General features: G+C 64.3%; 26 protein-coding genes. 10 read left to right on the top strand and 16 right to left on the bottom strand.

Going from position 1 to position 26,542, the window contains the following annotated elements:
• Nucleotides 1-171 precede the first annotated feature (171 nt).
• Nucleotides 172-402 (top strand): hypothetical protein, encoded by a 231-nt coding sequence (locus tag MF6396_RS02830; protein ID WP_043860807.1) that lies wholly within the window; start codon nucleotides 172-174, stop codon nucleotides 400-402.
• Here the strand turns inward: MF6396_RS02830 and MF6396_RS02825 are convergent.
• Genes MF6396_RS02825 through MF6396_RS02795 form a run of 7 tightly spaced genes read right to left on the bottom strand, consistent with a single transcriptional unit; the run spans nucleotide 374 to nucleotide 7,332 of the window.
• A complete protein-coding gene (locus MF6396_RS02825; RefSeq protein ID WP_078479647.1) occupies nucleotides 374-1,399 on the bottom strand; it encodes a nucleoside hydrolase in 1,026 nt (341 codons plus the stop codon). The genes MF6396_RS02830 and MF6396_RS02825 overlap by 29 nt on opposite strands.
• A gap of 30 nt (nucleotides 1,400-1,429) precedes the next feature.
• Nucleotides 1,430-1,834, bottom strand: coding sequence for a D-ribose pyranase (gene rbsD, locus MF6396_RS02820; RefSeq protein WP_043860809.1), 405 nt, complete (start codon nucleotides 1,832-1,834; stop codon nucleotides 1,430-1,432).
• Nucleotides 1,831-2,748 (bottom strand): ribokinase, encoded by a 918-nt coding sequence (rbsK, locus tag MF6396_RS02815; RefSeq protein WP_078479646.1) that lies wholly within the window; start codon nucleotides 2,746-2,748, stop codon nucleotides 1,831-1,833. Before rbsK ends, rbsD begins: the two co-directional genes overlap by 4 nt.
• A gap of 12 nt (nucleotides 2,749-2,760) precedes the next feature.
• Entirely contained in the window at nucleotides 2,761-3,783 is a 1,023-nt protein-coding gene (locus MF6396_RS02810) for a LacI family DNA-binding transcriptional regulator (RefSeq protein WP_043860811.1), read from the bottom strand.
• Nucleotides 3,784-3,786: 3 nt separating this feature from the next.
• Nucleotides 3,787-4,782 (bottom strand): ABC transporter permease, encoded by a 996-nt coding sequence (locus MF6396_RS02805; protein ID WP_054915267.1) that lies wholly within the window; start codon nucleotides 4,780-4,782, stop codon nucleotides 3,787-3,789.
• Complete coding sequence (locus MF6396_RS02800) at nucleotides 4,779-6,329, bottom strand: sugar ABC transporter ATP-binding protein (RefSeq protein WP_078479645.1); 1,551 nt, start codon at nucleotides 6,327-6,329, stop codon at nucleotides 4,779-4,781. The genes MF6396_RS02805 and MF6396_RS02800 overlap by 4 nt, the downstream gene beginning before the upstream one ends.
• 46 nt (nucleotides 6,330-6,375) lie before the next feature.
• Nucleotides 6,376-7,332, bottom strand: coding sequence for a sugar ABC transporter substrate-binding protein (locus MF6396_RS02795; protein ID WP_043860814.1), 957 nt, complete (start codon nucleotides 7,330-7,332; stop codon nucleotides 6,376-6,378).
• Between the two features lie 335 nt (nucleotides 7,333-7,667).
• On the opposite strand from MF6396_RS02795, the gene MF6396_RS02790 reads away from it, so the two are divergent.
• From MF6396_RS02790 to MF6396_RS02780, 3 genes are all read left to right on the top strand, one after another.
• Nucleotides 7,668-8,756, top strand: a complete 1,089-nt coding sequence (locus MF6396_RS02790) for an asparaginase (protein ID WP_043860815.1) — start codon at nucleotides 7,668-7,670, stop codon at nucleotides 8,754-8,756.
• A 197-nt stretch (nucleotides 8,757-8,953) separates the two neighbouring features.
• Entirely contained in the window at nucleotides 8,954-9,199 is a 246-nt protein-coding gene (locus MF6396_RS02785) for a DUF1654 domain-containing protein (protein ID WP_043860816.1), read from the top strand.
• An 87-nt stretch (nucleotides 9,200-9,286) separates the two neighbouring features.
• Nucleotides 9,287-10,354 carry an endonuclease/exonuclease/phosphatase family protein gene (locus tag MF6396_RS02780; RefSeq protein ID WP_078479644.1) on the top strand — a complete coding sequence of 356 codons (1,068 nt, stop codon included), beginning with the start codon at nucleotides 9,287-9,289 and terminating at the stop codon, nucleotides 10,352-10,354.
• A 43-nt stretch (nucleotides 10,355-10,397) separates the two neighbouring features.
• Here the strand turns inward: MF6396_RS02780 and MF6396_RS02775 are convergent, their stop codons facing one another.
• Nucleotides 10,398-11,363, bottom strand: coding sequence for a DUF559 domain-containing protein (locus tag MF6396_RS02775; RefSeq protein WP_078479643.1), 966 nt, complete (start codon nucleotides 11,361-11,363; stop codon nucleotides 10,398-10,400).
• Between the two features lie 145 nt (nucleotides 11,364-11,508).
• Nucleotides 11,509-12,177 (bottom strand): FMN-binding negative transcriptional regulator, encoded by a 669-nt coding sequence (locus MF6396_RS02770; RefSeq protein WP_078479642.1) that lies wholly within the window; start codon nucleotides 12,175-12,177, stop codon nucleotides 11,509-11,511.
• A 98-nt stretch (nucleotides 12,178-12,275) separates the two neighbouring features.
• Between MF6396_RS02770 and pdxR the strand changes: the two genes are divergently transcribed.
• Nucleotides 12,276-13,769, top strand: a complete 1,494-nt coding sequence (gene pdxR / locus MF6396_RS02765; protein WP_043860820.1) for a MocR-like pyridoxine biosynthesis transcription factor PdxR — start codon at nucleotides 12,276-12,278, stop codon at nucleotides 13,767-13,769.
• On the opposite strand, the gene MF6396_RS02760 is transcribed toward pdxR, so the two are convergent.
• From MF6396_RS02760 to MF6396_RS02750, 3 genes are read right to left on the bottom strand one after another with little or no spacing between them, the layout of a single operon-like run.
• On the bottom strand, nucleotides 13,748-14,173 hold the full coding sequence (locus tag MF6396_RS02760) for an HD domain-containing protein (protein WP_043860821.1): 426 nt from the start codon (nucleotides 14,171-14,173) through the stop codon (nucleotides 13,748-13,750). The genes pdxR and MF6396_RS02760 overlap by 22 nt on opposite strands.
• 12 nt (nucleotides 14,174-14,185) lie before the next feature.
• Nucleotides 14,186-14,701, bottom strand: a complete 516-nt coding sequence (locus tag MF6396_RS02755) for a GNAT family N-acetyltransferase (protein WP_043860822.1) — start codon at nucleotides 14,699-14,701, stop codon at nucleotides 14,186-14,188.
• A gap of 55 nt (nucleotides 14,702-14,756) precedes the next feature.
• The gene (locus MF6396_RS02750; RefSeq protein WP_078479641.1) at nucleotides 14,757-15,326 is read right to left on the bottom strand and encodes an SPOR domain-containing protein; all 570 of its coding nucleotides are present in this window, start codon (nucleotides 15,324-15,326) and stop codon (nucleotides 14,757-14,759) included.
• Between the two features lie 93 nt (nucleotides 15,327-15,419).
• Between MF6396_RS02750 and MF6396_RS02745 the strand changes: the two genes are divergently transcribed.
• Complete coding sequence (locus MF6396_RS02745; RefSeq protein ID WP_043859730.1) at nucleotides 15,420-15,884, top strand: cysteine hydrolase family protein; 465 nt, start codon at nucleotides 15,420-15,422, stop codon at nucleotides 15,882-15,884.
• A gap of 46 nt (nucleotides 15,885-15,930) precedes the next feature.
• Here the strand turns inward: MF6396_RS02745 and MF6396_RS02740 are convergent, their stop codons facing one another.
• From MF6396_RS02740 to MF6396_RS02725, 4 genes are all read right to left on the bottom strand, one after another.
• Nucleotides 15,931-18,177, bottom strand: a complete 2,247-nt coding sequence (locus tag MF6396_RS02740; protein ID WP_078479640.1) for an Orn/Lys/Arg decarboxylase N-terminal domain-containing protein — start codon at nucleotides 18,175-18,177, stop codon at nucleotides 15,931-15,933.
• A gap of 86 nt (nucleotides 18,178-18,263) precedes the next feature.
• Nucleotides 18,264-19,016, bottom strand: coding sequence for a DNA polymerase III subunit epsilon (dnaQ, locus tag MF6396_RS02735; RefSeq protein ID WP_229589435.1), 753 nt, complete (start codon nucleotides 19,014-19,016; stop codon nucleotides 18,264-18,266).
• Between the two features lie 86 nt (nucleotides 19,017-19,102).
• Nucleotides 19,103-19,558, bottom strand: a complete 456-nt coding sequence (gene rnhA, locus MF6396_RS02730) for a ribonuclease HI (RefSeq protein WP_043859728.1) — start codon at nucleotides 19,556-19,558, stop codon at nucleotides 19,103-19,105.
• A gap of 9 nt (nucleotides 19,559-19,567) precedes the next feature.
• The gene (locus MF6396_RS02725; protein ID WP_043859727.1) at nucleotides 19,568-20,350 is read right to left on the bottom strand and encodes a class I SAM-dependent methyltransferase; all 783 of its coding nucleotides are present in this window, start codon (nucleotides 20,348-20,350) and stop codon (nucleotides 19,568-19,570) included.
• An 80-nt stretch (nucleotides 20,351-20,430) separates the two neighbouring features.
• On the opposite strand from MF6396_RS02725, the gene gloB reads away from it, so the two are divergent.
• The 4 genes from gloB to MF6396_RS02705 all read left to right on the top strand — a co-directional run bounded on the left by gloB (nucleotide 20,431) and on the right by MF6396_RS02705 (nucleotide 26,542).
• Nucleotides 20,431-21,210 (top strand): hydroxyacylglutathione hydrolase, encoded by a 780-nt coding sequence (gloB, locus tag MF6396_RS02720; RefSeq protein WP_043859726.1) that lies wholly within the window; start codon nucleotides 20,431-20,433, stop codon nucleotides 21,208-21,210.
• Between the two features lie 99 nt (nucleotides 21,211-21,309).
• Nucleotides 21,310-22,731: a LysM peptidoglycan-binding domain-containing protein gene (locus MF6396_RS02715; protein WP_043859725.1), complete on the top strand. Its 1,422-nt coding sequence runs from the start codon at nucleotides 21,310-21,312 to the stop codon at nucleotides 22,729-22,731.
• 119 nt (nucleotides 22,732-22,850) lie between these two features.
• Entirely contained in the window at nucleotides 22,851-24,683 is a 1,833-nt protein-coding gene (locus MF6396_RS02710; protein WP_202971257.1) for an extracellular solute-binding protein, read from the top strand.
• Nucleotides 24,680-26,542 (top strand): extracellular solute-binding protein, encoded by a 1,863-nt coding sequence (locus MF6396_RS02705; RefSeq protein WP_058541305.1) that lies wholly within the window; start codon nucleotides 24,680-24,682, stop codon nucleotides 26,540-26,542. Before MF6396_RS02710 ends, MF6396_RS02705 begins: the two co-directional genes overlap by 4 nt.

The raw sequence follows: 26,542 nt of genomic DNA, 5'->3' as shown, positions 1-26,542 counted from the left end.
AACCACCATTTAGTTTGCCTAGCCCCGCTGCTTATGCATAAGTAGCAGTGCCGGCCCTGTTGCAACATGTTTAACTTGTACCAGTTGGCGGAGCGCAATCATGCCCCCGCTGTAGACGCCAGGGCCCGGCATCTGCACCAAACAGCACGCGTATTTTCGATCGAGACCCCCATGAATAGCCCCACCCTGGACACCAACATCAAGGTCACATGGCCTGACGGCCATCGTTCCTACAGCCCCGGCACCACCGAAGAGCTGTTCATCATCGCCGCCGACCTGCTGCTTCAAGACCTCGGCCACGAAGCTGCCCGCACCTTCGTCGACCAGGTGTTCGAACGCCACTGGCCCGCGACCGAACACCAGCCCACACCCATTACTGCAATCGAGCAAGACGCTCGCTGAGCAAATCGAAAAAGCCCTGGGCATCGCCGCTCTCGATCCACATCACATTGGCCGGTAGCTCGAGCGTGCCGTACCAGTCCGCAATGGTCTGACCAAAGGTCGGGCCTTCGCGGCTATCCACGCTCATGTGAATCTGCCGGCCACTGAACAGCTCGGGCTTGAGCAAGTAGGCAATCACGCTGGCATCGTGCACCGGCCCACCCGGCAGGCCGTAGTGCGCCATGTCCCCCTTGACGTAAGCATCCAGAATATCGCCCACCAGCTTGCTGGCGTGGTTGTTCAACCCGCGAATCTGCTTCAGGCGCGCCTCGCTGGTGAGTACCTTGTGGGTCACGTCCAGCGGCAGGTAGGTGAGCTTGACCCCGCTGCGCAACACGACCTCTGCCGCCTGTGGGTCGGCGTACAGGTTGAACTCGGCCACCGGGGTGATATTGCCGCCATTGAAGTGGGCACCGCCCATCACCACCACTTCCTTGATGCCCTTGACGATCTGCGGGGCCTGAATCAGCGCCAGTGCCAGGTTGGTCTGCGGGCCGAGCATGGCAAGGGTGATGCTGTTGGGTTCAGCGCCACCGAGGGTGTCGATCAGGTACTGCACCGCGCTGCCCTGGGCCAGGCCCTTTTTCGGCTCGTGCACCGCCACGCCAGGCAAGCCCTCCTCGCCATGGATGTTCTCGGCATAGATGGGCGTGCGCACCAGCGGCGTGGGCGCGCCGGCGTACACCGGCACCTCTTCGCGCCCCGCCCACTCCCGGGCCAGCCGTGCGTTGCGCGAGGTCTTGTCGAGTCGCACATTACCGGCCACGGTGGTAATGGCGCGCACCTTCAGTTCCTCTGGCGACGCCAGGGCGAACAACAACGCCACCACGTCATCCGCGCCGGGGTCGGTATCGATGATCAGGTCGCGGGGCGCGGCCAGCACGGCAGCACTCGACAGGGCAGACATAAGCACTACACCTCGCAGCAAACGTTTGGCTTTTTGGACACGTTCTGGCATCGGGCACTCCTTGTGCTCAGGGGACAACAGTCAAAAGGTCACGCCCGCCACCAGCGCGATGTTGGTATAGGGCTGGCATTCGCCGGTGCGCACGATGGCCCTGGCCTGCGCACCGAGCTGCTTGAACGCCGCATGGCTCATCAAATGGCGCGCGCCCAGCTCGCCGCGGGCATGCAGCAGCTCGATGCCTGCCAGGGCCGGCGGCCTGTGTTGCAGGGTCTCGTCGGCCAGCACGTGGCTTTCGACCTGCATTTCGGCCAGCACCGTGTGCAAGGTACTAATGAAATCCGGTATGCCGGGCGTCAGTGCAAGGTCGATCAGCTCGACACCGGCAGGCACGGGCAGGCCGGCGTCGCCGATCAGCACCACATCGCCATGCCCCAGCGACGCGATCAGGCGCGACAGGGCGATATTGAGCAACGGGGTCTTCTTCATGGCGTGCTCCCCTGCAGTTCGCTCAGATACGGAATGGAGGGCTGGGCACCGGCGCGGGTGACCGAAATGGCGGCGGCCTGCTGGCCGAAGGCAATGGCCTCGCGCTCCGACCTGCCAGCGGCCAACGCAGCGGCAAAGCCACCGACGAAGGTATCCCCGGCCGCCGTGGTGTCCAGTGGCTGCACCCGCGTCGCCGGAAAATGCGCAAAACCCTGGCCATCGGCGAACAGAGCGCCTTGCGCGCCCAGGGTGACGATCACCTTGCCCACCCCCAGCGCCAGCAGTCGGCTGGCGGCTGCCTGCGCCTCCTGCAGCGAAGCCACCGGCAGCCCGGTCAGGGCGCTGGCCTCGCTCTCGTTGGGGATCAGGTAGTCGATGTTGGCAAACCAGTCAGCCGGCAGCGGCCCGGTGGCCGGTGCCGGGTTGAGGATCACGGTCTTGCCCAGCGCCCGGCCACGGGCCAGGGTATGTGCCACGGTGGCCTGCGGTACTTCGAGCTGGCAGATGATCACATCGGCAGCCTGCAGCAGGCTGTCCAGGCGCTGTACCGATGCCGGCAGCAAGTGCCCGTTGCCACCGGCCACGATGACGATGGCGTTCTGGCTGCTGGCATCCACCACGATCAGTGCCACACCACTGGAAACACCCGCCGCCGTGTCCACGCCCTGGCAATCGATGCCCTCGTCGAGCAGGGCCTGACGCAACTGCGCACCGTAGGCGTCCTCCCCCACACAGCCGATCATCGCCACCGCTGCCCCCAACCGAGCAGCTGCTACCGCCTGGTTGGCGCCCTTGCCGCCCGGCACGGTGCCGAACCACTCGCCGGCCAGGGTTTCACCCGCCTGCGGCAGGCGCTCGGCGCGGGTCACCAGGTCCATGTTCAGGCTGCCTACCACCACTACATTCGCTTGCATGGCATGTCGGTCCTAGCGGTAATCATTGAAGAGGTCGGGACGCGGCCCGGTGGACTCGCGCAGCACGATGCTCGGCGCGACGATGCGCTGCTCTACCCCACTGCGCTGCGGCTCACCGATACGCCGCAGCAACAGTTCGGACGCCATCTCGCCCAGCTCGCGGATCGACTGCCCTACCGTGGTCAGCGCGGGGTAGACATACTGGCTCATCTGGATATCGTCGAAACCGATCACCGACAGTTCGCTGGGCACGCAGATGTTGCGCTCGGCCGCGGCACGCAGCACGCCCATGCCGATCATGTCGTTGGCCGCGAAGATCGCGGTCGGGCGGTCGTGGCCCAGCAGTTGCGCTGCGGCGCCATAGCCGCCCAGGCTGGTGAAGTCGCTGTCCACCACGCGGCCCTCGCGCAGGGGCACCCCGGCCTGGGCCAGTGCCCGGTGAAAGCCGGCCAGGCGCATCTTGGCCACGCTGGTGTGTGCCGGGCCGTTGATGCAGGCGATGTCCTGGTGTCCCAGCTCCAGCAGGTGCCGGGTGGCCAGGTAGGCCCCCTGCTCGTGGTCGATGCGCACCAGGTCGGCGTCGACGCCCGCCAGCGCGCGGTCGACGATCACCATGGGCGTGCGCACGCTGGCCAGGCTGTCGAGCAGGTCGGCCTCCTCGCCCACCGAGGCCACGATCAGACCGTCGATGCGTTTCTCCAGCAGCACGCGCAGGTAGCTGCGCTGCTTGCGCGGGTCGTCGTCGGAGTTGCACAGGATCACGCAGTAGCCATTGCGCTCGCAGCCATCCTCGATGCCCCGCGCCAGTTCGGCGAAATACGGGTTGACGCTGTTGGGCACCAGCAGGCCGATGGTGGCCGTGCAGCGCGCCTTGAGCGAGCGCGCCACCGCACTGGGCACGTAGTCCAGCTCGGCAATCGCCGCCTCTACCTTGCGCCGCACCGGTTCGCTCACCGGGCGGGTCTTGTTCAGCACGTGGGAAACGGTGGTATAGGAAATACCCGCCAGCGCCGCTACATCTTTGATGGTTGCCATTGTTCAGGTCCGCCGGCGCGCGCGCCGGCTGCGGTAAGTGTCGAGAACCACGGCGATCACGATGACCGCCCCGGTGATGATGCGTTTGGTCGGCTCGCTGGCGCCGATCTGCGCCAGCCCTGCGGCCAGCACCGAAATGATCAGCACACCGAAGAAGGTGCTGATGACCGAACCGCGACCGCCCATCAGGCTGGTGCCGCCGATCACCACGGCGGCAATCACCTGCAGCTCCAACCCGGAGCCGGCGTTGGGGTCGGCGGCCTCCAGCCGCGAGATCTGGAACAGCGCCGCCAGGCCGGCCAGCAGGCCCATCAGCGAGAACACCAGAATCTTGTACGGGCGCGGATCGATGCCGGCCAGGCGCACGGCCTCTTCGTTGGTGCCGATGCCGATCAGGTAACGGCCGAACACGGTGCGGGTCAGTACCAGTTGCGCCACCACAATCACCAGCAAGGCGATGATGAAGGCCGGCGAAATGCCGAAGGCCACCGGCTCCGACAGCCAGGCAAAGGCATCACCGATGTACGCGGTGCGCGAGTCGGTGAGCTGGTAGGCCACGCCACGCGCCATTTCCAGCACACCCAGCGAGACGATGAACGAAGGGATGCGCCAGGCCACGGTGATCGAGCCGGTAAGGGTCCCGGCCAGTGCCGCGCACCCCATGCCGAGCAGTGCCGCCGGCAGGACGCTCCAGCCCCAGCCCAGAATCGCCACACTGACCGCCGACGCGGCCAGGGCCAGTACCGATCCCACCGACAGGTCGATGCCGCCGATGATCAGCACGAAGGTCATACCCACCGCCAGCACCATCAGGTCGGGGATCTGGTTGGCCAGGGTGCTGAAGGTGCCGTACGACAGAAAGTGGCTGCTCAGCAACGAGAACAGCACCACCATCGCCAGCAGCGCACCGGCCAGGCCCAGGTAGGTCCCCAGGCCGAGGTAGGTACCGCTGCGCCGGGCCGGTGGGCCAGGCGGTGTGTCTATCGGGGAGGTGTTCATGCGGGGTTCCTGGGCACTGCGTCTTGCAGCAGCGCGTCACGTTTCTGATAGCCGGCAAAGGCAGCGGCCAGTAGCTGGTCCTGGCTCCAGTGCTCACGCTCGAAGGTTTCAATCAGGCGCCCTGCCGAAAGCACGCCGATGCGATCGCAGATCAGCATCAGTTCGCGCAGGTCGCTGGACACCACCAGCAGCGCCTTGCCCTGGCGGGTCAGCTCGGCGAGCAGCCCATAGATGTCGAACTTGGCGCCCACATCGATACCGCGCGTGGGTTCGTCGAACAGCAGCACGGCGCAGTCGCGCTCCAGCCAGCGGCCGATCACCACCTTCTGCTGGTTGCCACCCGACAGCTCGCCCACCGTTTGTGCGGGCCCGGCGCTGCGGATGCGCATGGCCTGGATCTGGCGCTCGGCCAGGGCACGCTCGGCAGCACCATCCACCAGGCCCGCGCGTGAGATCGCCGGCATGTTGCCCAACGCCAGGTTGGCACTGACCGACTGCGACAACAGCAGGCCTTCGCCCTTGCGGTCTTCGGTAATCAGGGCCACGCCGTGGCGCACTGCAGCCATGGGCGAGTCGATACGCACCGGGCGCAGCGGGCTGCCCAGCTCGATGCTGCCACTGTCGGCCGTGTCGGCACCGAAGATCAGGCGCAGCAGCTCGGTACGCCCGGCACCGATAAGCCCGGAGATGCCGAAGATTTCGCCGCTGCGCACCTCGAACGAGACGTCCTGCACCTTGTCGCCCCGGCCCAGGCCGCTGACACGCAGTACCGGCTCGCCGATCGTGCGGCGCCCCAGGTCGATATGCTCGCCCAGCTCGCGCCCCACCATCAGGTTGACCAGTTGCTCGCTGCTGTAGCGCTGCATCGGTTCCACGCACACCAGCTTGCCGTCGCGCAGCACGGCAATGCGCTGGGCGATGCGCTTGAGCTCTTCGAGGCGGTGGGAAATGTAGATGATCGACACACCCCGTTGCTGCAGGCGCTCGATCTGGCGGAACAGCAGCTCCACCTCGCGTGCGGTGAGCATCGCGGTGGGCTCGTCGAGAATCAGCACATGGCAGTCGCCGATCAGGTTGCGGGCGATCTCCACCATCTGCTGATGGCCGATGCCAAGCTCGCCGACCAGCGTATCGGGGTCGATCGCTTCGAGCCCCACCTGCGCCATTGCCGCGGTCGCCAGTTGGCGCAGGCGCGTGCGATTGACCCAGCCGGCGCGGCTGGGCAGGTTGTGCAGAAACAGGTTCTCGGCCACGCTCAGGGTCGGCAGCAGGTTGAGCTCCTGCATCACCATGCGCACGCCCTGGCGCTCGGCCGCGGTGCGGCTGGCGGGCTGATACACCTGGCCCTGGTAGAACATCTGCCCGGTGGTGGGGGTTTCGAGCCCGCCGATGATCTTCGACAGGGTGCTCTTGCCGGCACCGTTCTCGCCAGTCAGGGCCAGCACTTCGCCGCGCAGCAGGGACAGTTCGATATCGCCCAGCACGGGCTGAGCGTAGGTCTTGCCGATTGCACTGACCGACAACACGACATCCGCAGTCGCCGACATAAGGTGTTCTCCTGGCGCCCGCACCACGGCAGGCACCGTCAGCGGGCTAGGGCTGCTTGACCAGCTCGACCGGGGTCTGGATGACGTTGTCGGCATCCACGTCCGGCTTCTCGCCGCGCAGCATCTTCAGGGCCGCCTCGATACCGAACACCGCCTGCTTGGCGGCGTATTGATCGGCCGTGGCCAGCACGCGACCGTCGCGCAGCATCGGCTGGATCGCCTTGATGTTGTCGTAGCCCACCACCTGCACCGCACCGACCTTGCCTGCCGCGCGCACCGCCGACACCGCGCCGAGCGCCATGCTGTCGTTGCCGGCCAGCAGCGCCTTGAGGTCGGGGTATTCGTTGAGCATGGCCGAGGCCACGGCATTGCCCTTGTCGATCTCCCAGTTGCCCGATTGCACCGAGACGATCTTGATCTTGGCTGCCTCCATGGCGTCCTTGAAACCGGCGGTACGCTGCTGGGCATTGGTGGTGGTCGGCACGCCCTCGATGATGCCGACCTGATCGCCCACGCTCAGGCGGGTGGCCAGGTACTCGCCCACCAGGCGCGCGCCCTTGCGGTTGTCGGGGCCCACGAAAGGCACGCTGAGGTTCTTGCTCTTGAGTACATCCGGGTCGAGGCGGTTGTCGATGTTGACCACGGTGATCCCCGCGTCCATGGCCTTCTTGACCACTGGCACCAGGGCCTTGGAATCGGCCGGGGCAATCACCAGCGCGTTGACGCCGGAGACGATCATCTGCTCGACGATGCGGATCTGATTGCTGGTATCGGACTCGTCCTTTATGCCATTGGACACCAGGTCGAACTCGCCTGCGTGGTCTCTCTGGTAGGCCTTGGCGCCGTCTTCCATGGTGAGGAAGAACTCGTTGGCCAGCGACTTCATCACCAGGGCCACCTTGGGCTTGGCGGTGTCGGCATGGGCGTGGCTGAAGGGTACGGCGGTGGCGAGGGTGGCCAGCATGGCAACGGCCAGCAGGCGTCCAGCGAAGGGCAGCGTCATGGGTTCACTCCGAATCTTATGATTTTTGTCGGGTCGCAAACGTTTGCGGTTAACAACTATGGAAACGCTACCGGGTTTTGTCAAATCTGCCGACCGCCCTTCATGGCCCCAATAGTGCCGGGAATTATCCTTAAAATCTTCGGAAAACCGAACATCCGGCACCGCAATAATTCGGGTTTCCGAAAACAGTGCCGGGCAGCACGGGGCATAAGCCCAAATAAATTTCTTATAAATCAATGAATTGACGTGAACGCTCAGTTAATTGGGCAACTGGTACGCTTTCTGCTGAACTTGTGTGGGCAACACAGCAATTTCACTCATAAGGAACAATAACGATGAAAGCTGCGCTTCACTCCTTCGCTCCGGCCGCCCTGGCCCTGTTCATGTTCTTCCCTGCTGGCGCCTACGCCAAGGAAGCCGAAACCCAACAGAAACTCGCCAACGTGGTTATCCTCGCCACCGGCGGCACCATTGCCGGTGCTGGTGCCAGCGCCGCCAACAGCGCTACCTATCAAGCCGCCAAGGTGGGCGTCGACAAGCTGATTGCCGGTGTTCCGGAGCTGGCCAACCTGGCCAACGTACGCGGCGAGCAGGTGATGCAGATCGCCTCCGAAAGCATCACCAACGAAAACCTGCTGCAACTGGGCAAGCGCGTTGCCGAACTGGCCGACAGCAAGGACGTGGACGGCATCGTGATCACCCACGGTACCGACACCCTCGAAGAGACCGCCTACTTCCTCAACCTGGTGGAAAAGACCGACAAGCCGATCGTGGTCGTGGGCTCCATGCGCCCCGGTACCGCAATGTCGGCCGACGGCATGCTCAACCTGTACAACGCCGTGGCCGTGGCCAGCGACAAGCAATCGCGCGGCAAGGGCGTGCTGGTGACCATGAACGACGAGATCCAGTCCGGTCGCGACGTGAGCAAGTCGATCAACATCAAGACCGAAGCGTTCAAGAGCGCCTGGGGCCCGATGGGCATGGTCGTGGAAGGCAAGTCGTACTGGTTCCGCCTGCCGGCCAAGCGCCACACGATGGATTCGGAATTCGACATCAAGACCATCAGCAGCCTGCCTGCCGTGGACATCGCCTACAGCTACGGCAACGTCAGCGACACCGCCTACAAGGCCCTGGCGCAAAATGGCGCCAAGGCCATCATCCATGCCGGTACCGGCAACGGTTCGGTGTCTTCGCGCGTAGTGCCGGCCCTGCAGGAACTGCGCAAGAACGGCGTGCAGATCATCCGTTCGTCCCACGTCAACCAGGGCGGGTTCGTGCTGCGCAACGCCGAGCAGCCTGACGACAAGAACGACTGGGTAGTGGCGCACGACCTGAACCCGCAAAAAGCGCGCATCCTGGCCATGGTCGCCCTGACCAAGACCCAGGACAGCAAAGAGCTGCAGCGCATCTTCTGGGAATACTGAGTGCAGTAGCCCGGCAGGCCGCCCTTCCTACAGCGGGGCGGCCTAACCTCTTGTAACCTCGCCACTTTTATTTTGCCCACGGTGCAGCAAAGCCTGCGCCGTGTGGTCACATGGGTTCTTTGAGCGACACGCAGTTGCGAAAAGCCTTACAGTAAAATACTGTATGCGCATACAGCAAAAACAAGGAACCTGTACCTGTGGCCACCTCCTCCGCCGCCAAGCCCGTCAGCAGCTACGAGCAACTGGGCATCCGCATTCAGAAAATCATCAACTCGCCAACCGCGCAGAAGTCCCGCGCGGCGCTGATCTTTCGCCTGGAGCACGAGTCGCCTGCCGACTGGGAGACCCTGCTCGAGGAAATCGCCGAAAACGACAACGTCACCCTGGCCTACCGGGATGACGGCGGCGTGCAGATTTTCTGGGTTGTGCCCAAGGAAGACTGAAGCCGTCGCCAGGCGCTGCCCGCCCACCCTGCTCCGACTTGTCGCCCTTCTGGGCGATGGTGTTATCCGTAGAATCTGGAAGTAATGATGTTCAAGAATCTTGCAGCTGCAGTGATGCTGCTGATGTTGTTGTGTGGCCAGGTGTTTGCTGAAACGCGTATCGGCACCTGGAACCTGGAACACCTGAGCGACCGCCCCAACAAGGACTTCAAGGCCATTGCCAAGGTCGCCAAAAATGTGGATTTTCTGGCTGTGCAGGAGCTGATGAGCGAAGCGGCCCTGGACAAGCTGGCCAGGGAACTCAGCCGCCAGAGCGGCGAGCCCTGGAGCCACATGGCCTCCGATGCGGTAGGCAGGTCTTCGTACAAGGAAATGTATGGTTTCGTGTGGAAGGACAGCAAGGTCGCCTATGAAGACGGTGCGGTGTCCTACCTGGACCGCAAGAAGATCTTCGAGCGCGAGCCCTACTCCGCGCGCTTCAAGTCACTCACCGACAATGCCTATTTCGTGGTGGCCACGGTGCATATCGTGTACGGGAAAAAGCCGTCTGACCGGGTCGCGGAAATCGATGCGCTGTCGAGCTACTGGACCTGGCTGAAGGAAGTCTACCCCGGCAACAATCACATCCTGCTGATGGGCGACTTCAACATGCCGCCCACTTCACCTGCCTGGAAGTCGCTCAATGCCGCCGCCAGACCACTGGTGGTCGCAGGCGCCAGCACGCTGTCAACAACCGACGGCAAATTCGCCAACCTTTACGACAATATCTTCGTCAGCCATTCCTCGCCGCTGAAGGTCAACAGCGTGGGCGTGTACGACTACCCGAAACACCTGGGCATGACTCACCAGCAAGGCCGGGCGAACATCTCCGATCACGCGCCGATATTCCTGCGTGCAGAGCTGGGGCAAGGCAAGGGCACGGCCACGACCGCCGCTTCACCAGCAAGACCCGCCGCACCCGCCAAAACCAAGGCTGCAACCGTGGCCGACGCCACCGGGCAAGTGCGCGGCAACCGGGCCAAGAAGCTCTACCACCGCCCGGACTGCCCGTCGTACAACAGCATTGCCGAAAAGAATCGGGTCGAGTTCAGCAGCGAATCTGCCGCCCAGGCAGAGGGCTACAGCATCGCCGGCAACTGCCAGAAGGCCAGCTGAGGGGATAACGGTGCAGCCTTGACGCCAAGGCTGCACCTGAAGATCACTTGACCAGCTGGAACTGACTGGCGCCCTGCAACTCCAGACGCGGCACGCCTTTGTACTGCTCGATACGCCCTATCACGCACACCGTGCGCCCCTCCAGCGGCTGCGCCAGCAACGAGGCGAACGCCGGGCGATGCTCGCCCCATACCACCAGCCCCAACCGTCGCTTGCTGGGGAAGCTGGCACCCAGGTCGATCCAGGTCGGCTGGCCCCTGGACGACGGTTTGTAGGTCACCTTCATGATCGGGCCCAGCACCGCAGCGCTCTGCCCGATATGGTCGGCGGCCTGACGCCAGTCCAGCGGGTTGTCGCAGGTGGCGCCCTGCAAGGTGGCGGGTGACGCCGGCGCCGCCACTGCCTGGCTGACCACGGCCGAGCCTGCAACCGACTCGGTGCCCTTGAACGCAAACACCACGATCAGAACCCCGATCAGCGCAGTGAATGACATGATCGTGTACTTCATGACCGAAACCTCCTTGTTGAGCCCTTTGATCCGGCTGCCCTGCGCCTGCGCCAACTGCTGCACGCTGGCGCTCTGGCGCGTGCTCGACAGCAGGTCGTGGGCTTTTTTTCGCTCGGCATCGAGCAGTACGCTGATATCCCGAGCACAACGCTGCGGATGATCCCTGACGTCGCGGTTGGCAAAGCGCAGCACCCGCCAGCCCTGGGAAGTGAGTGCAGACTGTCGCCGCTGCCAGTCGATGAACTCGGGGTGCGACATGCCGGTACCCGTACCGCTTTTGTCATAGCCATCGATTTCGATGGCGATGCGCACGTCTCCCTCTTCATTGATGACAAGGTCGCAGTAGCGTTGCTTGCCATCATTGTCCTTGAAGGGGTATTGCGCACTCAGCGACTCGTAACGGATGCCCGCCACGAGGCTGAGCACGTTGCTGGCGAACAATCGTTCGTAGTCACTGCCGAACCGCGCCGCATTGGCCTTCAACCACTCGTCCTGGGTCATGTCCTGTCGTCTGCGCTGGAAAGTCGGGCCGGTGCAAAAGCACCCACTCTCGACCGATGCAGTCAAAAAGCCATAACGCAGCCGAGCCGCCGATTCTGGCCGACTCTGTAGGAAAAGTCGATTTTCAAGTGGGATCAGACGGCGGTCATTCGGGCGACTTCGCCGGCAAGGCCGGCCCGTGCAGGGGGTGACCGGTGGCGCTCAACATGGCTTCGCCCACTGCTGGTTTGCCCGACGCCTTCAACCCCTGGGCGGCGCCCTGGATATCCCGCGCCTCCTTGTTCTGGCCCAGCTTGAATTTGCCGACCAGACGGGTGATCTCGATCTCGAGCCCGACGATGGCCTTGAGCATGTCGCGGATGTAGTCCTTCGGCGCGTCGGACATCTTCCACGGCACGGGCTGGGATGCTTCGTGGGTTCGCGTGAGCAGCGCCACCAGGCCACGCACGTAGTGCTCGTCATCGTGCAAGGTGACGCGGCCATGGGCGTGCACCACCTGATAGTTCCAGGTGGGCACCTGTTTGTGGGTCTCGTGCTTGCTGGGGTACCAGTTGGGCGAGATGTAGGCATCGGCGCCGCGGAAGATCACCAGCACTTCATCTCCATCCTTGAGTTCACGCCACAGCGGGTTGGCCCGCGATACGTGAGCATGCAGCACCCCCTGCGTGCCCTCCTGCGGCTTGAAGTGGAACGGCAGATGGTTGGCATCCAGCCCACCCTCGCCGTGGCTGACCAATACACCCAGCGGGTTCTGCATGATCAGTTGATGCAGCACCTCGGGGCGCGACTCGTTGAAAGACTGCGGTACGTACATGGTTTGCATCCATCAGGCACAGGGCGATGGCAAATTGTGTGGCGCAACTGGCCCATGGTATAGATCCACTATCGAACAAAATGACTGGACCAGAAAACATGGCGCGCAAAGCCAACGTGGTGGATATTCCTTCGCTGGGCACGCTGGACCGCAGCAGCGGCCAACTGGGGCGCCAACTGGCCCAGGCGCTGCGTGCGGCGATCCGGCGCGGCGACCTCAAGCCCGGCGAGGCGCTGCCCTCGACCCGCATGCTGGCCAGATCGCTGATGATCGCGCGGGGCACGGCCATCGAGGCGTTCGAGCAACTGACGGCCGAGGGGTTTCTGGAGTCCCGCGGCCGTGCCGGCACGCGGGTCGCGCACAGCCTTGAAGAGCCACCTGCCGCGCACACGACAGGTGTGGCGCGGCCCGCCGCCAGCTCGGCACGCATCGAACGCTTTGCACAACTTGCCCGCCGCTTCGGCGAGGTACCCCAGGTACCGTTCGCCGTCTCGGTACCGCTGGGCAAGGCCGCGCCGGATGATATCTGGCGGCGCCTTGGCAACCGGGTGCGCGCCCGCGGCCCGGGTGCCCCTGCCGGCTATGGCGACCCGCTGGGGGAAATCGAGCTGCGCGAGGCGGTGGTGGACTATGTGCGCAAATCCCGCTCGGTACGCTGCGAGGCCAGCCAGGTGATCATCACCTCCGGCACCCAGCAGGGCCTGTACCTGGCCTGCCAGGTGCTGCTGGACATCGGCGATTTCGCCTGGGTCGAAGACCCGGCCTACCGCGGTATCACCGCCATTCTCGAAAGCGCCGGGCACAGCGGGCAGATGGTGCGCGTACCGGTGGACGCCGAGGGCATGGACGTGGAACACGCCGTCGCTACCTGCCCCCACGCCCGCGCCGCCTTCGTCACCTCTTCGCACCAGTACCCGCTGGGCATGCCGATGAGCATGACCCGGCGCGAGGCACTGCTGAGCTGGGCCAGAACCCACAATGCATGGGTGATCGAGGACGACTACGACGGCGAGTTGCGCTATGCAGGGCACCCGTTCCCCTCGTTGCAGGGGCTGGACCCTGAACGGGTGATCTACCTGGGCACCTTCAGCAAGATCCTGTTCCCGTCACTGCGCCTGGGCTATGCGATCGTGCCGCCGGACCTGGTGGACGCCTTCTGCGGTGCCCGCGTGCTGATGGACCGTCATCCGGCCAACGCCGACCAGCAGGTACTGGCGGCCTTCATCAACGAAGGCCATCTGGACCGGCACATCCGCCGCATCCGCGGTGTGTACGCCACCATCCACCGCCAGGTGAACGAAGCGGTGGCGCGCTGGCTGGAGCCTGAGCTGGCCTGGTTGCAACCGACCGACCAGGGCATGCACCTGGTGCTGTGGCTGGCAGCCGGTATCGACGACAGGCAGGTAGCGGACCAGGCCGCAGAGGCCGGGGTGGTGGTGCGCGCGGTATCCCCCATGTATGCGGGGCCGCACGGCAGGCCCGGGCTGGTGCTCGGCCTGGGTGGGTTCAGTGGCGAAGCCATCGATGCGGCGATGCAGCGCCTGGCACGGGTGATCGAAAGCGCCAGCGTTCAGGCCAGCGCCTGCAGGTAGGCGCTGGCCTGTTGATAGCGCTGCAGGCGCGCGATGTCTTCGGGGCCGGGCATGGCGATGCGCGAAAGGTCGCTGTTGTCGGCAAGGTCGGCAAGCTTTACCACCCGTGCCAGCGGGTCGCTGCCCAGCCGTGCGACGAAGGCCTCGTAGCTTTCGTCATCGCGCCGGCTCAGCGCCTGCACCGCCGCCAGTATCTTCAGGGCGAAGCCTTCGCGGGCCAGGTCCGACAAGCTCATGCTGGTATCTTCAAGCACGTCGTGCAGCACCGCGACGATGCGCTGTTCGGTGGTCTGCACCCTCAGCATCACCCGCAACGGGTGCAGGATATACGCAGTGCCGCCCTTGTCCTGCTGCCCTTCATGGGCCCTGGCGGCAACCGCAATGGCTCGCTCCAGTGTGGACATAAGCCCCCTCCTCTAACCCTCGCGCCGTCGCAGGCGCGCCATGCTGCAGGCATCGGTGAACACACCGTCACGTAAAGCATAGTCGCGCAAATGCCCTTCCACCTCGAAGCCGTGGCGCCGGTACAGCGCCAGTGCCGGCTGGTTATCGGCGTAAACAGTGAGTTCGACGCGCTGCAGGCCCATCCAGTTGTCCGCCACCTCGAGCACCGCCGACAACAGCCGTGTGCCCACCCCCTGCCCTTGCCAGGCCGGGGCGACGCCCATGCCGATGCCGCCGCAATGACCGCGACGTACACGTATGAACTGCTCGAGCGTACAGCTGCCGATCACCTCGCCTTGATGTAAGGCCACCAGAAACACCATTCGTTCGTTGTCGGTGGCGATGCGTTTGCGCCACAGGTCGGCGCTCTGATACGGCATCTGCAGCACCTGCCGCGCCACCTGTGGGTGGTTGTACAGGGCCGTGAGCCCCTCGACGTGCTGTTCGGTACAACGTTGAAGGGTAATGGCGAAGGGCGAATCACTCATGACGGCTCATCCTTGAAGACAAGCCGTGAGTGTAAGAGGCGCCGCCGCGTGCTGGCTAGCGCTCGGCGCCGTGCTGGATGACCACCGAATCGGTACCCAGGCGCGCCATCACATCGTTCTTGCTGGCCAGGGCCTCCTCTTTTGTCGGGTAAGGGCCCAGCAGTACCACCGGCTTGCCGTCGCGGTACACCACCGAGGATGGAATCTGTTTTTCGATCAGGCGCGCGGTCATGTCGCTGAGGGCGCCCATGTTCGGGCCCTGGATGATCTCGACGTCCCAGCCTTCGGGCGCGCGCTGGTCGGCCAGGGCATCGGCACGGCGCTGCAGGTCGGCACCACCGCAGATTTCGCGGATGCGCAGGTCGCCGCCGGTTTCGTCGATGATGATCTGGTAGTCGTCGCCCTGCTTGATGGCCACGTAGCTGCGGTAAGGCTGGAACACACCGGCCGCGTCCTTGCCACGGAACTGGCCGCAGATATCGCCCTGCTTGTTGAATCGCACGTTGGCGAACTTGGCCGTCTTCGGGTTATCCAGATGCTCGGCAACCTGCTTGTGTACCCGTTCGGCATCGTTGTCACAGCCGGCCAGGGCCAGCACTGCCATTACCACCGCCACTTTGCGCACGCGTCTATCTCCAGGTTTCAAGCGGCGGATTTTAGCATCTGTGCAAGGCCGGGGGTTACAATCGCCCGGCCTCGAACTTCCATAGGGCATTCCATGCGCCAGGTACTGCTGATTATCGACGTACAACCCTCGTTCAACCCGCCGCAATGGCTGGTAGACGGCATAGCATCACTGATCGGCCGCATGCCGTCGGTGGCGAGCGTGGAGCGCCATGATGAATCGGTGACCCCGTTTCAACGTCAGCTGGGCTGGCAACCGGCGGCGCACGACCAGAGCCTGGTGGCGGCAGATCGTATCTTCATCAAGCATGGCTACGCCCCGACGGCCGAGATGCTGGATTACCTCAGGCAATTGAACCCCGAGCGCGTGCTGGTGTGCGGCATACAGACCGACACCTGCGTGCTGGCGGCGGGGTTCGCGCTGTTTGATGCGGGGCTGCAGCCGACCCTGATCAGCGACCTCACGGTAGGGTCGTCGCTGGATCGCTCGGGGCAGTTGGGGGTGAGCCTGTGGCGGCATCATTTCGGGCACGTGGTGAGTACGCAACAGTTGCGGTGAAGGCTTCGCCGGCAAGGCCGGCGAAGCGGCCAGCACAAACCATCCCTCATTCGCGGATGCAATCCACCGTATACACGTCCCCCACCTCATGCTGCAGCCCGTGCACATCGGCCACAAACCCGGGGAACCCACGGTCGAACGCCCGTGCAAAGCCCAGGTAGTCGATGATCGAGCGCGTCGACTCGGTAAAGCGCTCCCCGGGCATGATCAACGGAATCCCCGGCGGGTACGGCACCAGCATCACCGCCGCCACCCGCCCGATCAGGCGCTCGATCGGCACCGCCTCGACCTCGCCGCGCACCAGCTTGTCATACGCATCCCCCGGCTTCATCACCACCTCGGGCAAACGCGTGTACAAGCGCTTGAGCTGCTTGGCCGTGGCGTTGGCGCGGTAGCATTCGTGCAACTGCTCGCACAGGTCGCGCAGGCCCATGCCGTGGTAGCGCAACGGGTCCAGTTGCGCCACGCACGGCAGGCTCTGCAGCAGCGCGGTATTGGCGTCGTAGTTGCGCTTGAACTCCAGCAGTTCGGTGAGCAAGGTGCTCCACTTGCCCTTGGTGATCCCCATCGAGAACAGCACCAGAAACGAATACAGGCCGGTCTTCTCCACCACCAGCCCGCGCTCCCACAGGAACTTGCTGACCACTGCCGCAGGAATACCATGCTCACCCAGGCTGCCGCCCGCATCCAGCCCCGGCATCACCAGCGTGACCTTGATCGGGTCGAGCAGCACGTAGTCTTCGCTCAAATCGCCAAAACCGTGCCATTCGGCCTGGGGTTGCAGCAGCCAGTCCTCGGTCGCCACGCGGTGAATGCCACCCACCTGCGGCGGTTGCCAGATACTGAACCACCAGTCGTCGTCGGCCAGGTGCTCGCGCAGGTTGGCCAGCGCACGCCGAAAGCTCAGCGCCTCGTCGAACATTTCCTGCAGCAGCGAGCGCCCAGCCGGGCCTTCCATCATCGCCGACGACACGTCCAGCGAGGCCAGGATGCTGTACTGCGGCGAGGTGGAGATATGCATCATGAACGCCTCGTTGAATCGATCACGGTCGAGCTGGCGTGCACCGCCGTCCTGCACGTGGATCATCGAGGCCTGGCTGAACGCGGCCAGCAGCTTGTGGGTGGAATGGGTGCTGAACACCAACGGGCTGTCGGCACTGCGCGAAGTACCCATGGCGTAACGCCCGGCAAAGAATTCGTGAAACGCCGCGTAGGCGTACCAGGCCTCGTCGAAATGCAGCACCTCGACACTGTTGCCCAGCACCTGCTTGATCATCTCGGCGTTGTAGCACAGCCCGTCATAGGTGGAGTTGGTCACCACCGCCATCTTCACCCGCGGCTCGCGCCCTGCGGCCAGCGGGTTGGCCTCGATCTTGGCCTGGATCGCCTCGCGGCTGAACTCGCTCAGCGGGATGGGGCCGATGATGCCCAGTTCGTTGCGCTCCGGACACAGGTACAGGGGGATTGCGCCGGTCATGATGATTGCGTGCAGCACCGACTTGTGACAGTTGCGATCCACCAGCACCAGGTCGTCACGCCCGACCATCGAGTGCCAGACGATCTTGTTGGCGGTGGAGGTGCCGTTGATCACGAAGAAGGTGTGGTCGGCGCCGAAGTTGCGCGCCGCACGCGCTTCGGCCGCCGCCAGGGGGCCGGTATGGTCGAGCAGCGAACCCAGCTCCGGCACCGACACCGACAGGTCCGAACGCAGGGTGTTCTCGCCGAAGAACTGGTGAAACGCCTGGCCCACCGGGCTCTTGCGATACGCCACGCCACCGCCATGGCCCGGCGTGTGCCAGGAGTAGTTCGATTGCGCGATGTGCTGCACCAGGGCCTTGAAGAACGGCGGCAGCAGGCCGTCCAGGTAGTTGTGCGCCGCCCGCGCCACTTGCCGGGCCAGAAACGGCACGGTGTCTTCGAACAGGTAAAGGATGCCGCGCAACTGGTTCAGTTCGCTCATGGCGTCGGCTGGCGCGTTCTCCAGGGTCACCTGCTCGCCCAGTGCGAAGATCGGCAAGTGCGGTGCGCGCACCCGCGCCAGGCGGATCAGCTCGACCATGTTCTGCAGCAGGTGGGTGTTTTCCCCCGCGCCTTCGGCCGCAATCAGCATGCAGGCCAGGCCGTGGTGGGTGGCCGCTACCAGGCGGCCCTCGGCGTAGTCCACCGCCGGCAGAATGGTAAAGCCGTCCTGGGCCAGTTCCTGGGCAATGCCGCGCACGCGATCACCGGCCACACTGTCGGCCTTGATATCGCGGTGCACGATGAGTATCGGAAACTTGAGGTCCTTGTACATGGGCGCCGGCACCTTCTGAGCGACAGGCCGTGAGGCCGTTCATTTCAGGGTAGAAGGTCGGCGCCAGGTACGCGGCGGGATTTGCTTCAGCGGGCCTCGAGCAGTTGCTGCCACAAGGCCGGGCCACCGGTGGATTTTGCCACTGCTTCAAGGCGCGCCATGTGCGCTTGCAGCTCTGCCTCGGTGGCCGGGATGATGCGCCCCGGCTGACGCCCCACCAGCCGACGGATCTCGCTGCCCTGGCTGGACTGGCCTTCGCCCTCGCTGTCGCTGCCGGCCAGTGACAGGCTGGTCTGGCCGCCGGTCATGGCCAGGAACACGTCCGCCAGCAACTCGGAGTCGAGCAACGCGCCGTGCAGTTCGCGGCCGGAGTTGTCTACGCCATAGCGTTTGCACAAGGCATCGAGGCTGTTGCGCTGGCCGGGGTGACGCTCGCGGGCCATCAGCAGGGTGTCGAGCACCTCGCAGTGCTGTGCGATATCGGCGCGATCGTGCTGGCCGAGCATGGCGAATTCGTTGTTGATGAAACCAACGTCGAACGCCGCGTTGTGGATGATCAGCCGCGCGCCCTTGATGTACTCGAAGAACTCGTCGGCGATTTCGGCGAAACGCGGCTTGCCCACCAGGAATTCGTCGGTGATGCCGTGCACCCCGATCGCGCCCTCGTCGCTTTCGCGGTCGGGCTGCAGGTACACGTGGAAATTGCGTCCGGTCATGCGCCGGCCGACCAGCTCGATACAGCCGATTTCGATGATGCGGTGACCATCGGCCACCGGCATACCGGTGGTTTCGGTGTCGAGCACTACCGACCTGTTGTTCTGCATCTCCACGTCGGTCATCTCCTGCCGCGTACTGCCTGAATATTGAAAGCGGCGAATTTTACCTCACCCGGGGCAGGATGTGGCGAATTCGCTAAAGGGAGGGTTCAGCGTTGCTTGCGCAGATCGTCGACGCCACGGTTGGCCAACTGGTCGGCACGCTCGTTGCCGGCGTGGCCGACGTGCCCGCGCACCCACTGCCATTTCACGTTGTGGCGGTTGACCTGTTCGTCGAGCTGCTGCCACAGGTCGGCGTTCTTGACCGGCTCCTTGGCGGCGGTCTTCCAGCCACGCTTCTTCCAGTTGACCATCCACTCGGTGATGCCTTTCATCACGTACTGCGAGTCGGTCACCAGCAGTACATCACACTGGCGCTTGAGCGCCTCGAGGCCCTTGATGGCGGCCATCAGTTCCATGCGGTTGTTGGTGGTTTCGCGCTCGCCGCCCCACAGCTCCTTTTCGACGCCCTTGCAGACCAGCAGCGCGCCCCAGCCGCCCAGGCCAGGATTGCCCTTGCAGGCACCATCGGTGTAGATCTCGACGCTTTCGACGCTTTCGCTCATGTACAGCCTTTACTCATCATTGAAGGTGCGGCCCTCGGGGTGAGGCGTGCGCCGGTTGACCTTGGCCATCGGCAACGGCAGCAGCTTGCCCATCGGCTCGCGGCGCACCTGGCGCAGCGGGCGCAGGCCCACCACCATCTTGCGCGCCACCAGCACGTACACACCGCCACCGGATATCTGCCAGCGCCCGGCAGCACGCTCCCAGCCAGACAACCGTGCCTGCCAGGCCGGCGAGGCAAGCGGCGGACGATAGCACCCGAAGCGGCGTTTCTCCAGCGCGAAGCCCAGCAGGTTGAGCCAGTCGCCCACCCGCGACGGCGAGATGCAGCGCGCTTTGCGCAACGCATCATGGGCAAACACCCGGCGCAGGCCCCAGGTGCTCCAGGGGTTGATCCCGACGATCAGCAGGTGCCCGCCAGGGCGCACGCTGCTGGCCGCCTCGCGCAGCAGGCCGTGGGGCGAGAGGCTGAAGTCCAGCCCGTGCTGCAGCACCACCACGTCGGCGGCGTGCTCGCTCAGGGGCCAGGCCTGTTCTTCGCACACGATCTCGACGCCCGGCAGCGGCGCCCCCAGGCGCACGTTGCGTTGCACCTGCGGGGCATTGGGCGGTGCCTCGGCGCAAGGGCCGTAATGCACCAGGTAGCCACCGAAGAAGCGCCCCAGCTCCTCTTCGAGCAGGCGCTGCTCCCCGGCGAGCAGCTGCTGGCCCAGCGGGCCGGCGAACCACTCGCGCGCCTGGCTGATCAGCTCGAGCCACTGCGGGTCGGCCTGGGCAAAGGCTTGATCGGTCATTGCTGTCTCCCTTGGAAGGTTCTCGACAACGCACATAGCTACTAAGATGCACCCATGTCCACCGTTTGGCGAATCGCACGATGATACAGATACAGGCCCTGCCCGCTTTCAGTGATAACTACATCTGGTTGTTACAAGATGCCGTGAACCAGCGCTGTGCGGTGGTCGACCCGGGCGATGCCGCCCCCGTGCTGGCCTGGCTGCAGGCGCATGCCGACTGGCAACTGACCGACATTCTGATCACCCATCACCACCACGACCATGTGGGCGGCGTTGAGCAGCTCAAGGCGCACACCGGCGCCCGCGTCAGCGGCCCGGCCAACGAACGCATACCCGCCCGCGACCAGGCCCTGAACGACAATGACCGCCTCGAGGTACTGGGGCTTGAGTTCCAGGTGTTCGCCGTACCCGGCCACACCCTGGGGCACATCGCCTATTACTGTGCCCAGCCGCAGTTGCCGATGCTGTTCTGTGGCGACACGCTGTTCGCCGCCGGCTGCGGGCGCCTGTTCGAGGGCACGCCGGAGCAGATGCACCACTCGCTGGAGCGCCTGGCAGCGCTGCCGGCGGCCACCCAGGTGTATTGCGCCCACGAATACACCCTGAGCAACCTGCGCTTTGCCTGTGCGGTCGAGCCGCAGAACCCGCACGTTATCCAACGCTTCGAAGACGTTACCGCACTGCGCGCGCAAGATCGCATCACTTTGCCCTCCACCATCGCGCTGGAGAAGCTGACCAACCCGTTTTTGCGGGTAGCAGAAACATCCGTTAAACAAAAAATAGACGAACGGGTGGGCCGCATAAACCCTACGCCCAGTGCTGTTTTTGCAGGGTTGCGGGCCTGGAAAGACACGTTCTAAACAAGCGCTGTGAAGGTCGGAAAATTCTCAAAGGTTGACCGATGGGGGGTGCCTTTCTAGAATCGCCCGACATTTTTGCCCGGAACTTTCCCCCAGCCAATGTCGTCCCCTAGCCGCAGAACCTTCAATTCCGTTGCCCTGACGCGCCTGGCCCAAGCCAGTGCGCTGGCCCTGGCCGCCACCCTCGTGGGCTGCCAGAGCACGCGCCAGGTCGATGAATCCGATAGCGTTCGCGCGCACAACTTCCAGGCGCGGATCAAGCAGAAACCGATCTTCGTGCATGACAAGAAGCCGGTCGAGCCAGCCGTGGCCCAGGACGTCTGGGAACGCATGCGCCAGGGCTTCCAGTTGCAGGACGGCATTGCGGTGAACCCGCGCATCGAGCAGCAGCGCCTGTGGTTCGCCAGCAACCCTTCGTTCCTGGAAGGCGCCGGCGACCGCGGCAGCCTGTACATCCACTACATCGTCGAGCGTCTTGAAGAGCGCGACATGCCGCTGGAGCTGGCCCTGCTGCCGGCAATCGAAAGTGCCTACAACCCGATGGCCTATTCCCGCGCCCACGCGGTGGGCCTGTGGCAGTTCATCCCGTCCACCGGGCGCTACTTCAACCTGCGCCAGACGCGCTTCTACGATGGCCGTCGCGACATCACCGCCTCGACCAACGCGGCGCTGGACTACCTGACACGCCTGCACGACATGTTCAACGGCGACTGGCTGCTGGCCCTGGCGGCCTACAACGCCGGTGAAGGCACGGTCAGCCGCGCCATCGAGCGCAACGAGAAGCTCGGCCTGCCAACCGACTACTGGAACCTGCCGCTGCCCAAGGAAACCCGTGACTACGTGCCAAAGCTGCTGGCCCTGTCGCAGGTGGTACTGACACCGCAGGCGTATGGCGTGAACCTCAACCCGATTGCCAACGAACCCTACTTCGAAGCCGTGGCGATCAAGGACCGGCTCGACCTGTCGCGGGTCGCCGCACTGGCCGAGATCGACGAAGACGAACTGTTCCAGCTCAACCCGGCCTTCAAGAAACGCATGACCGTGGACGGCCCGCAGCAGTTGCTGGTACCCACCGCCAAGGCGCAACTGCTGACCACCAGCCTGTCGAACATGAAGCCCGAAGAGCTGCTCAGCCTGCAGCCGAAAAAGGCGGTATTCGAGGCAGCCCTGGCCGAAGCCTCGACGCCGGTGCGCAACAGCCGCTACCGGGTCAAGCGTGGCGACAATCTGGGCAGCATCGCCCGGGCCAACAAGGTCAGCGTCAAGGACCTGCAGCGCTGGAACAAGCTGCGCGGCAACAACCTCAAGGTCGGCCAGACCCTGGTGATGCAAGGTGCGCAGCCTGCCAGCGCGGCCGGCAACCAGAAGAAGCCTACCCAGTACAAGGTGCGCAAAGGCGATTCGCTGTACATGGTGGCCAAGCGTTTCAACGTTGAAATGCAGCACCTCAAGCGCTGGAATCCGCGCAGCGGCCACGCCCTCAAGCCCGGCCAGACCCTCACCGTCTACCTGCCGCACTGAGACCCGGGCCAGGCCCGCCTGGCCGCGGCCCCGGCGATCTCCGGGGCTGCTCTTTTTCCTGCCGATACAAGCTGTTACTGTAGCCGCAATAAAGCCCAAGCCCGGATCGGATCGCCGACTTGATACGTCCCCTCCTGTTGCTGTCATTCAGCCTGGCCTTGAGCTTTCCCGCGGGCGCGACCATCAGCGAAAGTCACGGTTACGCCCAGTTCGGCACGCTCAAGTACCCAGCCAAATTCACCCATTTCGATTGGGTAAACCCGCAAGCGCCCAAAGGCGGCACCTTGCGCGCCATGGCATTCGGCACGTTCGATTCCCTCAACCCCTATACCTTCAAGGGCTCAAGCCCGGTCACCACGCCCAACTTCCTGCAGTACGGGGTGAACGAGCTGAACGAGACCCTGATGGTGGGCACCGGCCAGCGCGACCCGTCCGGCGATGAAGCCACCTCCAGCTACGGGCTGATCGCCCGTTCGGTGGAGTACAGCGAAGACCGCAGCTGGGTGGTGTTCAACCTGCGTCCCGAGGCACGCTTTCACGATGGCCGGCCGATCACCGCCGCCGACGTGGCGTTCTCCTACCGCACCCTGCTCAAGGAAGGCCACCCGCTCTACCGCACCAACCTGCAGGAAGTGCAGCGGGTCGACATCCTCAACCCCAAGCGCATCCGCTTCGTGTTCAAGCGTGCCGGCAACCCGCTGCTGATCTTGCGCCTGGGCGAAATGCCGGTGCTGCCCCAGCATTACTGGAAAGGCCGCGACTTCAAGGCCACTACCTTTGAACCGCCACTGGGCAGCGGCCCGTACCGCATCACCCAGGTACAGCCAGGTCGAAGCCTGGTGTTCGAGCGGGTCAAGGACTACTGGGGCAAGGACCTGGCAGTCAACCGCGGCAAGTACAACTTCGACCGCGTCGAGTTCGAGTTCTACCGCGACAGCGATGTGGCCTTCGAGGCATTCAAGGCGGGTGAATTCGATGTCTACATCGAGCACCAGGCCAAGAACTGGGCCACCGGCTACAACTTCCCCGCTGTGCGTCGTGGCCAGGTGATCCAGGCGCAGATCGCCCACCAGATCCCGACCCAGACCCAGGGGTTGTTCATGAACAGCCGGCGCGCCGCCTTCAGCGACGACCGCGTGCGCCAGGCGCTGGGCCTGATGCTGGACTTCGAATGGACCAACCGCACCCTGTTCAGCAGCGCCTACAAGCGCGCCAGCAGTTACTACCCCAACAGCGAGTTCAGCGCCACCGGCCTGCCGGTGGGCAAGGAGTGGCTGCTGCTGGCGCCGTACCGCGACCAACTGCCTGCCGCCCTGTTCACCCAGCCCTACAGTGTGGGCAAGACCAACGGGCGCGGTATCGACCGCGATACCCTGCGCCAGGCCCTCAACCTGCTCGGCCAGGCAGGCTGGAAGCTCAGCGGCCAGCGCCTGCTCAACAGCAACGGGCAACCGCTGAAGCTGGAAATTCTGCTGGTGAACCCGAACCTGGAGCGGATCCTGCAACCTTATGTCGAAAATCTTGCCAGCATCGGTATCGACGCGCGCTTGCGCACGGTAGACCGGGCCCAGTACAAACAACGGCTGGACCAATTTGATTTCGACATGATTCTGATGACCCTGAACCAGACCCTGAGCCCGGGCCTTGAGCAGTGGCTGTATTTTCATTCCAGCCAGGCCGCCACCAAAGGCAGCAAGAATTACGCGGGCGTGAAGAGCCCGGTGGTCGACCACCTGCTAGAGTCCCTGCTCAATGCACAGAGCCGCGACGACCAGGTGGCTGCGGCGCGCGCCCTCGATCGAGTGCTGCTATGGCAGCACTACATGGTTCCCAACTGGTATCTCGACTATCACCGCCTGGCCTACCGCAACCGGTTTGCCTTTGTCGCCACGCCGCCCTACACCCTGGGGCTGAACAGCTGGTGGCTCAAGCCCACGGAGAACGCCCAATGATGCCATTGCCGTGCCTGCGCCTGATCGCAGGCGGCCTGCTGCTGGCCAGCCTGAGCCTTCAGGCCCTGGCCGCCCCGCAACATGCAGTGACCCTCTACGACGAAGCGCCCAAGTACCCGGCCAACTTCAAGCATTTCGACTATGTGAACCCCGACGCGCCCAAGGGCGGCACCTTTCGCGTCAACGGCTCCGGCAGCTTCGACAGCCTCAACCCCTTCATCAACAAGGGCGTGCCGGCCGACAACATCGATCTGGTATACGACACCCTGGCGCGCAATAGCCTTGATGAGCCATTCACCGAATACGGGCTGCTGGCCAGGCAGATCGAAAAAGCCCCCGACAACAGCTGGGTGCGCTTCTACCTGCGCCCCGAGGCGCGCTTTCAGGATGGCCATCCGGTTCGTGCCGAAGACGTCGTGTTCACCTTCAACACCCTGGTCACCAGCGGCGCACCGCTTTACCGCGCCTACTATGCCGACGTCGACGAAGTGATCGCCGAAGACCCGCTGCGTGTGCTGTTCAAGTTCAAGCACAAGGGCAACCGTGAACTGCCGCTGATCCTCGGCCAGTTGCCGGTGCTGCCCAAGCACTGGTGGGCCACCCGCGACTTCACCAAAGGCAACCTGGAGATCCCCCTGGGCAGCGGGCCGTACAAGGTCGCCGAGGTCAAGGCCGGGCGCTCGGTCCGCTACGTGCGCGACCCCGACTACTGGGGCAAGGACCTGCCGATCAACCGCGGCTTCTACAATTTCGACACCATTCGCGTCGACTACTACCGCGACAATACCGTGGCGCTCGAGGCGCTCAAGGCCGGCCAGTTCGACTACTGGCTGGAGGTCAGCGCCAAGAACTGGGCCACCGCCTACAACATCCCGGCAGTTCGCCAGAACCGCCTGATCCGCGAAGAGATCGCCAACGGCAACCCGACCGGCATGCAGGGCTTCGTGTTCAACCTGCGCCGCCCGATCTTCCAGGACGTGCGCGTGCGTGAGGCACTGAGCCTGCTGCTGGACTTCGAGTGGACCAACAAGCAGCTGTTCAATGGCGCCTACACCCGCACCACCAGCTACTTCGAAAATTCCGACATGGCGGCCAGCGGCCTGCCGGATGCGGCCGAACTGAAACTGCTGGAACCGCTGCGCGGGCAGATCCCCGACAAGGTGTTCACCGAAGCGTTCAAGAACCCGGTCACCGATGGCAGCGGCATGATCCGCGAGCAGCAACGCCAGGCCTACAAGCTGCTGCAGGAAGCCGGCTGGCGCATCCAGGACGACAAGATGGTGGATGCCCAGGGCAAGCCGGTGGTGATCGAGTTTCTGCTCGCCCAGACCGAGTTCGAGCGCATCCTGCTGCCCTACAAGCGCAACCTGGCCGACCTGGGCATCGAGCTGAACATTCGCCGGGTGGACGTATCGGAGTACATCAACCGCCTGCGCTCGCGCGACTTCGACATGATCGTGGGCGGCTTCCCGCAATCCAACTCGCCGGGCAACGAGCAACGCGAGTTCTGGCAGAGCGCGAGCGCCGACAAGCCCGGCAGCCGCAACTTCATGGGCCTCAAGGACCCGGCCGTGGACACCCTGGTGGACGGCCTGATCAATGCCGACTCGCGCCAGAGCCTGATCGAACACACCCGTGCCCTGGACCGCGTGCTGCAATGGGGCTACTACGTGGTACCCAACTGGCACATCAAGACCTGGCGCGTGGCGTACTGGAACCATATCGGCCACCCGGCCACGCCGCCCAAGTACGACATCGGCATCAACACCTGGTGGATCAAGCCGGACGTGAAACCGGTGGTGCCGGGGGCCGCAGATGCCGCCCCAGCCGATGCTGCCCCAGCGGGCGAGGCACCTTGA

The organism is Pseudomonas sp. MF6396, from assembly GCF_002018915.1.
Lineage (GTDB): Bacteria > Pseudomonadota > Gammaproteobacteria > Pseudomonadales > Pseudomonadaceae > Aquipseudomonas > Aquipseudomonas palmensis.
This window is presented reverse-complemented; position numbering and strand designations above follow the sequence as displayed.

Excerpts from the sequence above, each read along its gene's own strand:
- MF6396_RS02825 (WP_078479647.1), bottom strand. The coding sequence starts at position 1,399 with ATGCCAGAACGTGTCCAAAAAGCCAAACGTTTGCTGCGAGGTGTAGTG.
- MF6396_RS02830 (WP_043860807.1), top strand. The coding sequence starts at position 172 with ATGAATAGCCCCACCCTGGACACCAACATCAAGGTCACATGGCCTGAC.
- MF6396_RS02775 (WP_078479643.1), bottom strand. The coding sequence starts at position 11,363 with ATGACCCAGGACGAGTGGTTGAAGGCCAATGCGGCGCGGTTCGGCAGT.
- MF6396_RS02795 (WP_043860814.1), bottom strand. The coding sequence starts at position 7,332 with ATGACGCTGCCCTTCGCTGGACGCCTGCTGGCCGTTGCCATGCTGGCC.
- MF6396_RS02790 (WP_043860815.1), top strand. The coding sequence starts at position 7,668 with ATGAAAGCTGCGCTTCACTCCTTCGCTCCGGCCGCCCTGGCCCTGTTC.
- MF6396_RS02780 (WP_078479644.1), top strand. The coding sequence starts at position 9,287 with ATGTTCAAGAATCTTGCAGCTGCAGTGATGCTGCTGATGTTGTTGTGT.
- MF6396_RS02755 (WP_043860822.1), bottom strand. The coding sequence starts at position 14,701 with ATGAGTGATTCGCCCTTCGCCATTACCCTTCAACGTTGTACCGAACAG.
- MF6396_RS02810 (WP_043860811.1), bottom strand. The coding sequence starts at position 3,783 with ATGGCAACCATCAAAGATGTAGCGGCGCTGGCGGGTATTTCCTATACC.
- MF6396_RS02725 (WP_043859727.1), bottom strand. The coding sequence starts at position 20,350 with ATGACCGATCAAGCCTTTGCCCAGGCCGACCCGCAGTGGCTCGAGCTG.
- rbsK (WP_078479646.1), bottom strand. The coding sequence starts at position 2,748 with ATGCAAGCGAATGTAGTGGTGGTAGGCAGCCTGAACATGGACCTGGTG.
- MF6396_RS02740 (WP_078479640.1), bottom strand. The coding sequence starts at position 18,177 with ATGTACAAGGACCTCAAGTTTCCGATACTCATCGTGCACCGCGATATC.
- rnhA (WP_043859728.1), bottom strand. The coding sequence starts at position 19,558 with ATGAGCGAAAGCGTCGAAAGCGTCGAGATCTACACCGATGGTGCCTGC.
- MF6396_RS02770 (WP_078479642.1), bottom strand. The coding sequence starts at position 12,177 with ATGTACGTACCGCAGTCTTTCAACGAGTCGCGCCCCGAGGTGCTGCAT.
- rbsD (WP_043860809.1), bottom strand. The coding sequence starts at position 1,834 with ATGAAGAAGACCCCGTTGCTCAATATCGCCCTGTCGCGCCTGATCGCG.
- dnaQ (WP_229589435.1), bottom strand. The coding sequence starts at position 19,016 with ATGACCGACGTGGAGATGCAGAACAACAGGTCGGTAGTGCTCGACACC.
- MF6396_RS02715 (WP_043859725.1), top strand. The coding sequence starts at position 21,310 with ATGTCGTCCCCTAGCCGCAGAACCTTCAATTCCGTTGCCCTGACGCGC.
- pdxR (WP_043860820.1), top strand. The coding sequence starts at position 12,276 with ATGGCGCGCAAAGCCAACGTGGTGGATATTCCTTCGCTGGGCACGCTG.
- gloB (WP_043859726.1), top strand. The coding sequence starts at position 20,431 with ATGATACAGATACAGGCCCTGCCCGCTTTCAGTGATAACTACATCTGG.
- MF6396_RS02805 (WP_054915267.1), bottom strand. The coding sequence starts at position 4,782 with ATGAACACCTCCCCGATAGACACACCGCCTGGCCCACCGGCCCGGCGC.
- MF6396_RS02760 (WP_043860821.1), bottom strand. The coding sequence starts at position 14,173 with ATGTCCACACTGGAGCGAGCCATTGCGGTTGCCGCCAGGGCCCATGAA.
- MF6396_RS02800 (WP_078479645.1), bottom strand. The coding sequence starts at position 6,329 with ATGTCGGCGACTGCGGATGTCGTGTTGTCGGTCAGTGCAATCGGCAAG.
- MF6396_RS02745 (WP_043859730.1), top strand. The coding sequence starts at position 15,420 with ATGCGCCAGGTACTGCTGATTATCGACGTACAACCCTCGTTCAACCCG.
- MF6396_RS02705 (WP_058541305.1), top strand. The coding sequence starts at position 24,680 with ATGATGCCATTGCCGTGCCTGCGCCTGATCGCAGGCGGCCTGCTGCTG.